Here is a 13,128-nt window from a genome sequence, read left to right on the forward strand (position 1 = left end):
CGCGGCGGCCGGCCAGATCAACGACACTATTCGGCATGGCCTGAGCCACACCGGATCACGGGAGTGTTTTCGTCGTCAGGAATCCGAAGGAGGCGCGCGGGCCTGGGCGTGCCACCCGGGCCGGGGACCGAACCGTTCAGGCGTGGCGTCGATCCACACCACGCGCTCGGCCTGTCGTAACGGCGCTGCAAAGCTGGCCTCGGGCGTATCGAGTGAAGCACTCACATGTGCCAGGCAGCACATCGCACAGGCGCCGTCATGGGTGCCCCGCCCGGTCTGACCGGTCTGGTCCGTGGCCGAAGTTGCACTGCCCGTGCAGATCGGTGCCGCATGGAGGGGATCGGAGGCAGCGATGCTGGCCGCCCAGCAGGCACCGATCGGTGCAAGGATCTGCACCGCGAGGGCTATCAGGACGATGGGAAGAAACTTCCGCAACCTCCGGCGCATCAAAAACCACCTCTTCAAGACAACCAGCTAATCATGCGGCGGGTCCGGAGTCGAGATCAGCTTCCCCCGTTCACATACTGCGGTGACCATAGGACCCGAATGAAAAGCCTGTTTGAGGCAGAGCAAGGAAACAGACACGATATCGCCGCAGCGACGCCGGGACACCTCTTCCCGAATGACCGGACATCATCAGTTTATCCAAACTTGAATCCTGGCCGGCTGCAACCGCGGGTGGCGAAATTCCAATCATTACGCTGATTGCTCTAATTTTGAACAATCGTTGCTGAAATTGATGACAAAACGAAAAAGATGGTCTACCAAGGCGGCTCAGGCTGGCCGCAAGGTTCAAGTCTGGTGGTCCAAGTCTCGGGAGGAGCCCTGGCGCGCACAAGCAGCGTCGCCCCGTCAATCAAGATCAAATCCAATCTTTGCGGGGAAATAGGGTCGACACAATTTTTGGAGCAGGGCACGCGCCCTGCTCTTTTTTTTCAGCCTGTTTTTTCAGGATGTCTGGATTTACCGGCTCACCGCAACGAATCGCGGCACACATGACGGCACCGGCCAATCCGATCCAGCACAGCTTTGAACTCGCGGCGCGGCGTTGCGAGGATCTCACGCCGCTGGTCTATCGCCGCCTGTTCCGCGAGCACCCGGAAACGCGGGCGATGTTCCGAAGCAAGGGAAGCGAACTCGTCCAGGGCTCGATGCTGGCGCTGACGATCGATGCGATGCTGGATTTCGCGGGCAACCGCAGCGGACCTTTTCGCATGATCGAATGCGAAGTGCTGTCGCACGACGCCTACGGCACGCCGCGGGAACTGTTCGGCAAATTCTTCGGCGTTATCGCCGATACGTTGCGGGAGCTGCTCGGATACGACTGGACGCCGGCGATTGATGACGCGTGGCGGAATCTGCTCGATGAGATCGATGCCCTCGTCGCTGAGAGGCTAGGGCAAACCGAAGCCTGACTTCCTGATCTGCATGGGAGTAATCTGAATGCTGCCTCGGCACAAAACAAGAACACACAATCGCGCGGCGCCGGCTTTGCTGCTCTTGTTCCGTTGATCTGCGGCATATGCGCGATGGATCGGTGCCTGCATGCCCTGTAGTCTCGCGAAACGGGACGCGATCACACGGCCAAGCGAATGGCGGCCTTGCCGCAATTTCGAAGCCGGTCTCTAGGCGCAAGAACTGTGAAATCAGTTCATCGCCAATACCCGCTGGAGCCTTCCAGTGGGTGCGAACCACGGAGGCAAACCAATGGAGGAAACGATGCACAAGGCAAGACTTGGTCTGATCCTCACCGCATCTGCGGTGGCAATCGCCACGATGGTGGCCATCCCGGCGATCCAGCCGGCGGAAGCCCAACCGCGCAAGTCGATCCGCTGGTCGACATCGAGTGTCGACTCTTACGGCTACAAGGTAGCTGCCGCGATGGGAAAGGTTCTCGAAGAGGCGCTCGGCGGCGAATACACCGTCACCGTCAATCCCTATCCATCCACCACCGGCGCGATGAAGGCGGCAATGGATGGTGATGGAGAGATCGGCTACACGGCCGACGTGGGCATGACCCAGGTGTATGAAGGTGTCGGCGGCTTCAAGGATTACAAGCCGGGCAAAGGGAAGCTCGTCCACACCTGGTACGCCTATCCGATGGAATCCTTCATGGCAGTCCCGGCCAGCAAGGCCGGCGACTACAAATGCCTGAAGGACCTCAGCGGCAAGCCGACTTTCTTCACCACCGCCGGCTTCATGAACTGGCTGAACTTCCAGCGCGTGTACAAGGCCCTGGGCTACGACTTCAAGCACGTCCAGATCGACGCGAAATCGAACTCGGACGCGCTCCAAGGCGGCACGATCGTAGGATCGGTCGCCTATACCACCGCCGGCCGCTCGCTCGCGCCCTACTGGAAGGAGACCGACATCCGGACCGACGTCAGGATCGTCAACCCGTGTCCGGACGAGATCGCGAAATTGAAGTCCGCCGGCCTCACCATCGCGGAAGTCGACCCGAAAGTCGCCTTCACCAAGGACGTCGGCGTTGCGACCATCCAGGGCGTGCCGATCCTGTTCGGCTACAACGCGCGCGCGGACCTGTCCGAAGACGTCATCTACAAGATGGTCAGCGCCTTCTACAAGAACCGCGAAGAATTGGCCAAGGCCGACCCGGGCTTCACGCCGATGGCAAAGGACTTCGTCGGCATGCAGGTCAACGGCATCAGCGCCAATCCGGACATTCCTGTCCATCCCGGACTTGCCAGGTTCCTGAAGGAACAGAAGGCCTGGAAGGACAACTGGAAGGTCTCGAGCTGATCGCATCGCGATCCACTTGGGCGGGTGCCGATACCTGACGGGTATCGGCACCTTTGCCCGACTTAGCAAAAAAAACGCTCCCGGCTAACCGGGCACTGGAAACGGTCAACGCATCAGACGCCGGCAAGAGGGGCGCGTGCAAAGCGCACGCTTTCCCAAGCTCGCGGCGGCGAGACGATTTTCCGACGGGACGGGATACACGCCGATGAGTATGCTTGCGCGGACATTCAGCCTGAACACACTAACCCTGTTTTTTTCCTGGGTCCTGCTGCTGTGGCTGCTCTGGTATTTCTACACCGGTAGTGGCGGCCCGCAGGAACTCGTCTCGCGGCTGATGTCGATCGCGCTGATCCTGCAGATCCTCTTCATGTACCGGAACGACTACCTTTACAAATGGCTGCCGCCGCGTGCGAACGACGCCATCGTCGCCGTCTATATCGGCATTTGTCTCTATGCCTTCTACTATTTCTGGTTCAATTTCGAAGACGTCGCGATCTACCGGCAAGGCTCGTATTCCCGCCAGGACTTCATCGTCGGGCTGCTCGTGTTTCTGCTTGTCATGGAGTTGTCGCGGCTCGCGCATCCCACATTGTTCTGGATCAATTTCGTTCTCGTCATCTACACGATGTACGGATACTGGAGCCCGCTCGATTTCTTCTGGCACCCCGGCACGACATTCTATCGCGTGGTCACATCAAGCACGGTCGAGTTCTCGACCGGGATCTACGGCATTTACGGCCAGCTTGCCCTGACCCTGGTCGCTGCGTTCCTCACCCTCGCCGCCGCGGCGCACGGATTTGGCGCGCAGGCCGCGATGATCAATGTCATGCGGCGTCTGGCGGGACGCAATCGGCAGATGATTCCGCAGACGGCGGTACTCGGCTCGCTGGCCGTCGGCACGGTCAGCGGCAGCGGTTCGGCCAATGCCGTCGTCGTCGGCAGCATCACGATCCCGCTGATGAAGCGCTACGGCGTCCCTGGCGCGTTCGCAGCCGCTGTGGAGACGGCCGCTTCCATGGGCGGACTGCTGATGCCGCCACTGATGGGCGTCGGCGCGTTCCTGATGTCCGAGTTTCTCGGCGTACCCTACTGGGACGTCGTGGCGCGCGGATTCGGTCTTGCCCTCACATATTACATTGCGCTTTCGTTCGCGGTCTACCTCCTGTGCGTCCGCCTTTTGCCCGGTACCTCGATCAAGGCGCCGACCGTTCTTTTGTATGAGACGGTCAAGACATCGATCTTCTTTCTATCTGTCGCCTTCCTGATAGTGCTGATGGGCTGGATCGGTATCGGCGAACTGCGTGCCGCGCTCTATACGGCTGCGTTCATGTTTGCCCTGCTGATCGCCGCCTTCCTTTACTTCAAGCACATCGCCAGGGATCCTACGGTCCAGGATGAGACGCTGTGGAGAAACATCATGCTCAGCGTGGAAACCCACGCCGACATGACGTCCTACCTGACGCTGCTGCTCGCGACCCTCGGAATCATGATCGGTCTCTTCACCGTGACCGGCTTCATCAACCGGATGGGCGGCATGCTGCTAGATCTCGGCTCGGTTCACCTCACCGCAGTCATCGGCATGGCGTATTTCTTTGGCTGGCTAGTCGGAGCCGGTCTGCCGCCCACCGCCACCTACATCATCGGAGCGGTCGTCATCGTCGGTCCGCTCACCAAGCTCGGCGTCGACCCCTGGGTTGCCCATTTCTTCGTGTTCCTCATCTCGGTCTGGGGCGAGCTTTCACCGCCGACCTCGCTCACGGCGGCGATCTCGGCGCGTATCGCGGAAGCCTCCTTCATGCGGACCATGTGGGAAGCGCTCAAGATCTGCCTGCCGATTACATTGATGACCTTCTCCATTTTCGCCCGGCCTGAAATGGTGACGACCACCGGCTGGCCGCAGTTCGCAGCCGCACTGCTCGTGATCATCGGCGTATGCGGGGTCGCCTTTGCGATGTTCGGAAGGACCGGCAGGAACGTGGCCCTGGATATAGGCCTGCGCATCGTGCTGGCTGTCTTCGCCCTGGTAACGCTGATGCACCCCGACGACAACCTGGCAAGAATGACCGCAGTGGTGACGGCGATTGGCATGGTAGCCGGCGTCTGGCGCCATCGCATTGTTGCACCACCCGAGAGTACGGGTGCCCTGGACATCGAGGATGATGAAACGGCTCCGCGATCGAAGCTTCAGACCGCGAAAGTCAACCTTGTCGGCGAAGGTTGACACGGGCCGGCGAAAAAGGCGTGGCCATGTCGGCCAATCGGCACGCCTAGAACGACGTCCCCATCAACTTCGACAGCCGCTCGATGTTCAGATAGCCCGCGCGATAGGCCAGCATGCCGAGGCCGTAGACGACCGCCGCGACCACTGTGGTCCAGATCAGCTTGCGGCCCATCTGGGTCGCGATCGGGGCGCCGGGGTCGGTGCCTGGCGCGCCGTCGCCGTCCTCATGCTGGCTGCGGACGCCGAACGGCAGCGTCACGAACAGCACGATCCACCACAACACGAAGTAGATCGCCAGCGCGGTCGAGATTGAATAGACCATCTCAGTTCTGTTCGATTTCGACGAGCGCGCCGGAAAAATCTTTCGGATGCAGGAACAGCACCGGCTTGCCGTGCGCCCCGATCTTCGGCACGCCGTCGCCGAGCACGCGGGCGCCCTCGCCGATCAGCCTGTCGCGCGCCGCGATGATATCGGGCACGTCGTAGCAGATGTGATGGATGCCGCCATCGGCATTGCGCTCGATGAATTTTGCTATCGGCGAGGCCTCGCCGAGCGGCTGGATGAATTCGATCTTGGTGTTGGGCAGCGTCACGAACACGGTGATGACGCCGTGCTCGGGCAGCGGCACCGCCGTGGAAATCTCCGCCCCGAACGCCGCGCCATAGATTTTTGCGGCCTTCTCGGCGTCCTTGACCGCAATCGCCACATGATTGAGCCGGCCCAGCATGGCATCCCCTCCGCCTTATATTACCTTGCGCGAGCCGAATCGCAAAACCGATATCGTTTTGCAGAACACGCGCCTACACCGTCAGAACGTGAACATAGCACAAGGGCTTCTTGCCCCAATGCTGGCTGATCGCGGCGCGCACCGCACGCCGCACCGACTCCGCCATCGCGTCGGGATCGCGCCGCCTGGCCCGCGGCAGTCCTTCCAGGGTCGTAACCACCACGTCGAACACGATCTCGTCGATCTCCTCGCCGGCCGAATTCTTCTCGGGGATGCCGACCAGTTCGACCTCGGGGTCGTCGGCCAGTTCGCCCTTGTCGGTCACAGCGAAGGCGACGAAGGCGCAGCCTGCAAAGGCCAGCTTCTTGCGCTCCACCACCGCGCGCGACTTGGAGTCCTCCAGGATCGAGCCGTCCTTGTAGAGCCGTCCGGACGGCAGTTGCTCGATCACGCCGGGATCGCCCGGGCCCAGTTTGACCAGATCGCCGTTGCGGCAGATCAGCACCTTGGGCACGCCGGCGGCCCTCGCCAGCTTGGCGTGCTCGAACAGATGCAGCGCCTCGCCGTGAACCGGGATCAGCAGTTGCGGACGCACCCATGAAATCATGTCGCGCAGTTCGTCGCGACGCGGATGGCCGGAAACGTGGACGAGATGGGTGCGGTCGGTGATGACCTCGATGCCCTGGTTGATCAGCCCGTTGATGATGCCGCCGACCGCCTTCTCGTTGCCGGGAATGGTGCGCGAGGAAAAGATCACGCAGTCGCCCTTGTTCAGGGTGACCTGCGGATGGTCGTCATTGGCGATGCGCGACAGTGCCGCGCGCGGCTCGCCCTGGCTTCCCGTGCACAGCGCCAGCACCTTGTCCGGCGGAAAATGGCCGTAGAGATCGACACCGCGAAAGCTCTGCACGCCGTCGAGATAGCCGGTCTCGCGCGCCACCTGCACCACGCGCTCCATGGCGCGGCCGACCACGACGACCTCACGTCCGGAGGCCTTTGCCGCGTCCGCGACGGCACGCAGCCGCGCCACGTTGGAGGCAAAGGTGGTCACCGCGACCCGGCCCTTGGCGTTCTTGACCAGTTCGGTGATGTTGCTGGCGACTTCCATTTCGGACGGCGAGCGCCCTTCCCGCACCGCATTGGTGGAATCGCCGATCAGCGCCAGCACGCCGGCATCGCCGAGCTCGCGCAGCCGCCGCTCGTCAGTCGGCACGCCGATGATAGGGGTCAGATCGATCTTCCAGTCGCCGGTATGCAGCACGGTGCCGACTTCGGTGCGGATCGCCAGCGCATGGGATTCCGGAATCGAGTGAGCCACCGGAATGAACTCGACGCTGAACGGGCCGATATCGATGCGGCCGCCCGACGGCACCACGGTGACCGGAATTTTCGGCGGATTGCGCTCGGAGGCGCATTTGGCTGCGAACAGCGCGGCGCTGAACTGGGTCGCATAGATCGGGCATTTCAGCTTCGGCCACAGGTCCATGATGGCGCCGAAATGGTCCTCATGGGCATGGGTCAGGACGAGGCCGACCAGGTTCTTCCGCTCTTTTTCAAGAAAGCGGATGTCCGGCATGATCAGATCGATGCCCGGCAGATGCTCCTCGTCGCCGAACGACACGCCGAGATCGACCGCCAGCCAGGACCGCTGATGGCGGTTGCCGAGGCCGTAGACCGACAGGTTCATGCCGATCTCGCCGACACCGCCGAGCGGCGCAAAGGTCAGTTCGTCCGGACGCGCCATCAGATCGCCCCCGCCGAGGCTGCCGAGCCGAAATAGACGTCGCCGGCCGATATCGGGACCCGATGGCCGTCCGCTTGCCGGATGATCAGGCAGCCCTGCTCGTCGATGGTATCGAATATTCCCGCGACCGACGCTGCGCCGGTGCGGACTGTGACCGGCTGTCCAAGCCCGGCCGCGCGCTCCAGCCACTGCCGCCGGATCTCGTCAAAGCCGCGGCCATCGTCCCAGATGCCGCGGAACCCGGCCCAGGCATCAGATAACTCGGCGAACAGGTCCTCGGCGCCGACCTGGACGCCCAGCGCCGCCAGCGAGGTGGCGGGCGTCGGCGTGCCTTCCGGGGCAGCCACGACGTTGGTGCCGATTCCGACCACCACGGCCAGCCGGCCCCCCGGCACGGCCTCGGCCTCCAGCAGGATGCCGGCCAGTTTCTGCCGTCCCGCGAGCACGTCATTGGGCCATTTCAGCGAATACTTCATGTCATCCGATCCCGCTGACCTCAGCGACGCTTCGATGCTTACTTTTTGCAGTGCTGTCTCGAGCGCAAGACCCGCGGCAAAGCCAAGGGTCGCGGCTACGGCGGGCGATACGTCGATGACTTCGAGGATGCTGCTGGCGAGATTACCGCGCGGCGCAACCCAGGGGCGATGCCGCCGCCCGCGTCCCGCCGTCTGTTCCGACGTCACGAACCACATCGGACCATACTCGCCATCGCGCGCCCGCGCCATGGCTTCCGCATTGGTCGAGCCAATTTGGTCGAAGCCAGCGAGCCGGTAACCCGCCGATATGGCCCGCGGACCGAGCGTAAATGCCATCTAGAACAGCGACTTCGCCGCCGACGTCGCCACGCTGACCAGCGGCCCCGGATAGACGAAGAAGAAGATGTTGAAGAGGCCCGCGACCGCCAGCACCGTGCGCAATTCCATCCGCATCGGATCGAGCCTGGCCAGCGGCTCGTCGAAATACATCACCTTGATGATGGTCAGATAGTAATAGGCGCCAACCACACTGGCGAGCACGCCGACCACGGCCAGCGTGAACAGATCGGCCTTGATCGCCGCCACGAACACGTACCATTTGGCGAAAAAGCCGGCCAGCGGCGGGATGCCGGCCAGCGAGAACAGCAGCATCGCGAAGAAGAACGCCAGCAGCGGATTGGTGCGCGACAGGCCTGCGAAATCGCTGATGGTTTCGACGTGCTGCCCGTTGCGCTTCATGGTCAGGATTACCGCGAAGGTGCCGAGCGTCATGGCGACGTAGATCGATATATAGACGAGAACGCCCTGCGCGCCCTCGACGGTGCCGGCGGCAAGGCCGACCAGCGCAAAGCCCATATGGCCGATCGACGAATAGGCCATCAGGCGCTTGATGTTGGTCTGGCCGATGGCGGCGAACGACCCCAGCACCATCGAGGCGATCGCCACAAACACCACGATCTGCTGCCACTGCGGGACGATGCCCGGGAACGCGGTCAGGGCCACGCGGGTGAACACCGCCAGGGCCGCGACCTTCGGCGCGGACGCGAAGAACGCGGTGACCGGGGTCGGAGCGCCCTCATAGACGTCGGGCGTCCACATGTGGAACGGCACTGCCGAGACCTTGAAGCAAAGCCCGGCCAGCAGGAACACCAGCCCGAACACGATGCCGATGCTGTCGGACTTGGCGGCCGCGGCGATCCCGGCAAAGCTGACGGTGCCGGTGAACCCGTAGATCAGCGAGGCACCGTACAGCAGCATGCCCGATGACAGCGCGCCGAGCACGAAATATTTCAGGCCAGCTTCGGTGGATTTCGCGTTGTCGCGGTTGCTGGCGGCGACCACGTAGAGCGCGAGGCTCATCAGCTCGAGACCAAGATAAAGCATGATCAGGTCGCCGGCCGAGATCAGCACCATCATGCCGAGCGTCGAGAGCAGCACCAGGATCGCATATTCGAAGATCCGCCGCGACGGATCGGCCAGGAACTCCGTCGAGAGGACCAGCGTCGCCGCCGAACCGATCAATGCCAGTATCTTCAGGAAGCGGGCAAAATCGTCGACGATGAAACTGCCGCCGAAGGTGACCAGTTTTCCGCCCGGCAGCATCAGCACCAGCGCGCCGACGACCACGAGAAGGCCGACCGACAGGCTGGTGACGAGCTTCGTCGTGTCCTTGCCATAGGCCCCCAGCATCAGCAGCGCCATGGCGCCCACCGCCAGCACCAGCTCCGGCAGCACGGGCAGCAGTTGATATCCTGCACTCTCAAAGCTCATGGCGCGCTGTCCTAATCTGCTGCGTTATTGCAGCAGCGCGGCTGCCTTCACGGCAGTGATCGCGGTGTTGTAGTTGTTGACGAGTTGCTGCACGGAGGCTGCCGACATGTCGAGCACCGGCTTCGGATAGACGCCGAACAGGATGGTGAGAACGACCAGCGGCAGCAGCGTCAGCCCCTCGCGCAAGGTGAGGTCCTTGATGCTGGCCAGCGACGGTTTTGTCAGTTTTCCGAACACGACCTTGCGATAGAGCCATAGCGCATAGGCCGCCGACAGGATGACGCCGAGCGTCGCCGCCGTCGCGGTCGGGATCGAAACCTTGAAGGTGCCGATCAGGGTCAGGAACTCGCCGACGAATCCGGACGTGCCCGGCAAGCCGACATTGGCCATGGTGAACACCATGAACACGACGGCGTAGAGCGGCATCCGGTTGACCAGTCCGCCATAGGCCGCGATCTCGCGGGTATGCATGCGATCGTAGACGATGCCGACGCAGAGGAACAGCGCGCCCGACACGATACCGTGCGACACCATCTGGAACACGCCGCCGGCGACGCCCTGGGTGGTGCCGGCAAAGATGCCCATGGTGACGAAGCCCATATGGGCGACCGACGAATAGGCGATCAGCTTCTTGATGTCTTCCTGCATCAGCGCCACCAGCGAGGTGTAGATGATGGCGATCACCGACATGCCGAAGATCAGCGGTGCGAAGTCCTGCGAAGCCAGCGGGAACATCGGCAGCGAAAAGCGCAGGAAGCCGTAGCCGCCCATCTTCAGCAGGATGGCGGCCAGCACCACCGAGCCCGCGGTCGGCGCCTCGACATGCGCATCCGGCAGCCAGGTGTGAACCGGCCACATCGGCATCTTCACCGCGAAGGAGGCAAAGAACGCCAGCCACGCCCAGGTCTGCAAATTGCGCGGTACGGCGGTGTTCATCAGGGTTGGAATGTCCGTGGTGCCGGCGTTCCAGTACAGCGCCATGATCGCCAGCAGCATCAGCACCGAGCCGAGCAGCGTGTAGAGGAAGAACTTGAAGGAGGCATAGACCCGGCGCGGGCCGCCCCAAACCCCGATGATCAGGAACATCGGGATCAGGCCGCCTTCGAAGAACAGATAGAACAGCACGAGATCGAGCGCGGAGAAGGTGCCGATCATCAGCGTTTCCAGCAGCAGGAACGCCATCATGTATTCGCCCACCCGCAGCGTGATCGATTTCCAGCTCGCGATGATGCAGAACGGCATCAGGGCGGTGGTCAGGATCACGAACGGCAGCGAGATTCCGTCGACACCCATGTGATAGGTGATGCCGCTGGCGAGCCACTGCGCCTTCTCGACGAACTGGAAATCCGGCTGCGCGGCGTCGAAGCGCCACACCAGGATCAGCGACACCGCAAACGTGATCAGGGTGGTCCAAAGCGCGATCCAGCGCGCATTGCGCCGCGCGGCTTCATCGTCGCCGCGGCTGAGATAGATCAGGAGCGCGCCGACCACCGGGAGGAAGGTGACGACCGAAAGAATGGGCCAGGTAGTCATCAATGGGCCCCCGCGCCGAACATGAACCAGGTGATCAGACCTGCGACCCCGATCAGCATCGCGAAGGCATAGTGATAGAGATAGCCGGTCTGGATTTTCACCACATTGCGGGTGACATCGAGCACCCGCGCCGACACGCCGTCGGGACCGAATCCGTCAATGACGTAGCCGTCGCCCTTCTTCCACAGGAAGCGGCCGAGCCACTTGGTCGGCCGGACGAAGATCAGGTCGTAGAGCTCGTCGAAGTACCATTTGTTGAGCAGGAACTGGTAGAGCATCTGGTGCTGATTGGCGAGTTCGACCGGCAAATAGGGCCGCCGGATATAGAACAGCCACGACACCACGAAGCCCAGCGCCATCATGACCGTCGGCAGGAACGCGATGGCCCGCGGCACGTGGTGTATCTCGTCGATGATCCCGGGATGCATCTTGAGCGATTCACGGAAGAATTCCGCCACGCCATGGCCCGCGAACAGCTCCTTGAACGGGAAGCCGGCGAGGATCGATCCGGCGGCGAGAATGCCGAGCGGCACCAGCATCCACAACGGAGCCTCGTGCGCGGCTTCGTAATGCTCCTGGTTGTGCGGCTCGCCATGGAAGGTCTTGAAGATCAGGCGCCATGAATAGAACGAGGTCAGCCCTGCCGCGATCACGGTCATCAGGAAACCGTACAACGCGAACGGGTTCTGCGAGACGTAGGCGGATTCGATGATGGCGTCCTTGGAGAAATAGCCCGCGGTGAGCGGAAAGCCGGTCAGCGCCAGCGTGCCGATCACCATCACGATGTAGGTGAAGGGAATCTTGTCCTTCAACCCGCCCATGTTGCGGATGTCCTGCTCGTGATGCATCGCATAGATCACCGAGCCGGAGCCCAGGAACAGCAGCGCCTTGAAGAAGGCATGCGTGAAGAGATGGAACATGCCGACCGAGTAGGCCCCCGCCCCCATCGCCACGAACATGTAGCCGAGCTGCGAACAGGTCGAATAGGCCACGATCCGCTTGATGTCGTTCTGCACGAGGCCGACGGTCGCCGCGAAGAGCGCGGTGGTGGCGCCGAAGAACATCACCGCGGCCTGCGCGTCCGGCGCGAGCTCGAACAGCGGAGACAGCCGCGCCACCATGAAGACACCCGCGGTGACCATCGTCGCGGCGTGGATCAGCGCCGAGACCGGCGTCGGGCCTTCCATGGCGTCCGGCAGCCACGTGTGCAGCAGGAACTGGGCGGATTTGCCCATCGCGCCCATGAACAGCAACAGGCAGATCAGAGTCAGCGCATCGGCTTGCCAGCCGAAGAAGTCGATGGTCTTGCCGGTCAGCCCCGGCGCCGCGGCAAAGATGGTCTCGAAATCGGTCGAGCCGACCATCATGAAGATGGCGAAAATGCCGAGGGCAAAACCGAAATCGCCGACCCGGTTGACCACGAAGGCCTTGATGGCGGCGGCGTTGGCCGACGGCTTCTGGTACCAGAACCCGATCAACAGATAGCTGGCGAGGCCGACGCCCTCCCAGCCGAAGAACAGTTGCACCAGATTGTCGGAGGTCACGAGCATCAGCATCGCGAAGGTGAACAGCGAGAGATAGGCAAAGAACCGCGGGCGGTGCGGATCCTCGTCCATGTAGCCGATGGAATAGAGGTGCACGAGCGAGGAGACGGTGTTGACCACCACCAGCATCACGGCGGTGAGCGTATCGACCCGCAGCGCCCACGCGATCTGAAGGTCGCCGGAATTGATCCAGGTGAACAGCGCTATCCTGACGTCATGCTGCATGAAGCCGACGTCGACCAGGGCGACCCAGGACAGCGCCGCGGACACCAGCAGCAACCCGGTGGTGATCAGCTCGGCCGCACGCGACCCCGCCGCCGGCGGTTCGGCCGCATGATGATCGTCATGGGCG

General features: G+C 62.5%; 11 protein-coding genes. 3 read left to right on the forward strand and 8 right to left on the reverse strand.

Going from position 1 to position 13,128, the window contains the following annotated elements; genetic code table 11:
• Positions 1-75 precede the first annotated feature (75 nt).
• The gene (locus tag Q8R73_RS22360) at positions 76-447 is read right to left on the reverse strand and encodes a DUF2946 domain-containing protein (protein ID WP_305721722.1); all 372 of its coding nucleotides are present in this window, start codon (positions 445-447) and stop codon (positions 76-78) included.
• Positions 448-995: 548 nt separating this feature from the next.
• On the opposite strand from Q8R73_RS22360, the gene Q8R73_RS22365 reads away from it, so the two are divergent.
• The 3 genes from Q8R73_RS22365 (at position 996) to Q8R73_RS22375 (ending at position 4,981) form a co-directional block, all read left to right on the forward strand.
• Positions 996-1,415, forward strand: coding sequence for a globin (locus tag Q8R73_RS22365; RefSeq protein ID WP_305721723.1), 420 nt, complete (start codon positions 996-998; stop codon positions 1,413-1,415).
• A gap of 292 nt (positions 1,416-1,707) precedes the next feature.
• The gene (locus Q8R73_RS22370) at positions 1,708-2,760 is read left to right on the forward strand and encodes a TAXI family TRAP transporter solute-binding subunit (protein ID WP_305721724.1); all 1,053 of its coding nucleotides are present in this window, start codon (positions 1,708-1,710) and stop codon (positions 2,758-2,760) included.
• 205 nt (positions 2,761-2,965) lie between these two features.
• Positions 2,966-4,981, forward strand: coding sequence for a TRAP transporter fused permease subunit (locus tag Q8R73_RS22375; RefSeq protein WP_305721725.1), 2,016 nt, complete (start codon positions 2,966-2,968; stop codon positions 4,979-4,981).
• A 46-nt stretch (positions 4,982-5,027) separates the two neighbouring features.
• Here the strand turns inward: Q8R73_RS22375 and Q8R73_RS22380 are convergent, their stop codons facing one another.
• The 7 genes from Q8R73_RS22380 to nuoL all read right to left on the reverse strand — a co-directional run.
• Positions 5,028-5,303, reverse strand: coding sequence for a DUF1467 family protein (locus Q8R73_RS22380; protein ID WP_305721726.1), 276 nt, complete (start codon positions 5,301-5,303; stop codon positions 5,028-5,030).
• 1 nt (position 5,304) lies between these two features.
• The gene (mce, locus tag Q8R73_RS22385) at positions 5,305-5,709 is read right to left on the reverse strand and encodes a methylmalonyl-CoA epimerase (RefSeq protein ID WP_305721727.1); all 405 of its coding nucleotides are present in this window, start codon (positions 5,707-5,709) and stop codon (positions 5,305-5,307) included.
• 73 nt (positions 5,710-5,782) lie between these two features.
• Positions 5,783-7,453 carry a ribonuclease J gene (locus Q8R73_RS22390; protein WP_305721728.1) on the reverse strand — a complete coding sequence of 557 codons (1,671 nt, stop codon included), beginning with the start codon at positions 7,451-7,453 and terminating at the stop codon, positions 5,783-5,785.
• Entirely contained in the window at positions 7,453-8,265 is an 813-nt protein-coding gene (locus Q8R73_RS22395; RefSeq protein ID WP_305721729.1) for a biotin--[acetyl-CoA-carboxylase] ligase, read from the reverse strand. The genes Q8R73_RS22390 and Q8R73_RS22395 overlap by 1 nt, the downstream gene beginning before the upstream one ends.
• Positions 8,266-9,699: an NADH-quinone oxidoreductase subunit NuoN gene (gene nuoN, locus Q8R73_RS22400; protein ID WP_305721730.1), complete on the reverse strand. Its 1,434-nt coding sequence runs from the start codon at positions 9,697-9,699 to the stop codon at positions 8,266-8,268.
• Positions 9,700-9,723: 24 nt separating this feature from the next.
• Positions 9,724-11,232 (reverse strand): NADH-quinone oxidoreductase subunit M, encoded by a 1,509-nt coding sequence (locus Q8R73_RS22405; RefSeq protein WP_305721731.1) that lies wholly within the window; start codon positions 11,230-11,232, stop codon positions 9,724-9,726.
• A partial coding sequence (nuoL, locus tag Q8R73_RS22410) for an NADH-quinone oxidoreductase subunit L (protein ID WP_305721732.1) occupies positions 11,232-13,128 on the reverse strand: 1,897 nt, incomplete at its 5' end. The genes nuoL and Q8R73_RS22405, both read right to left, overlap by 1 nt.

This window comes from Bradyrhizobium sp., from assembly GCF_030697065.1.
GTDB lineage: Bacteria > Pseudomonadota > Alphaproteobacteria > Rhizobiales > Xanthobacteraceae > Bradyrhizobium.

Bases quoted from the DNA above. Each gene is read 5' to 3' on its own strand.
- nuoN (WP_305721730.1), bottom strand. From the start codon at position 9,699: ATGAGCTTTGAGAGTGCAGGATATCAACTGCTGCCCGTGCTGCCGGAG.
- Q8R73_RS22375 (WP_305721725.1), top strand. From the start codon at position 2,966: ATGAGTATGCTTGCGCGGACATTCAGCCTGAACACACTAACCCTGTTT.
- mce (WP_305721727.1), bottom strand. From the start codon at position 5,709: ATGCTGGGCCGGCTCAATCATGTGGCGATTGCGGTCAAGGACGCCGAG.
- Q8R73_RS22395 (WP_305721729.1), bottom strand. From the start codon at position 8,265: ATGGCATTTACGCTCGGTCCGCGGGCCATATCGGCGGGTTACCGGCTC.
- Q8R73_RS22405 (WP_305721731.1), bottom strand. From the start codon at position 11,232: ATGACTACCTGGCCCATTCTTTCGGTCGTCACCTTCCTCCCGGTGGTC.
- Q8R73_RS22360 (WP_305721722.1), bottom strand. From the start codon at position 447: ATGCGCCGGAGGTTGCGGAAGTTTCTTCCCATCGTCCTGATAGCCCTC.
- Q8R73_RS22370 (WP_305721724.1), top strand. From the start codon at position 1,708: ATGGAGGAAACGATGCACAAGGCAAGACTTGGTCTGATCCTCACCGCA.
- Q8R73_RS22365 (WP_305721723.1), top strand. From the start codon at position 996: ATGACGGCACCGGCCAATCCGATCCAGCACAGCTTTGAACTCGCGGCG.
- Q8R73_RS22390 (WP_305721728.1), bottom strand. From the start codon at position 7,453: ATGGCGCGTCCGGACGAACTGACCTTTGCGCCGCTCGGCGGTGTCGGC.
- Q8R73_RS22380 (WP_305721726.1), bottom strand. From the start codon at position 5,303: ATGGTCTATTCAATCTCGACCGCGCTGGCGATCTACTTCGTGTTGTGG.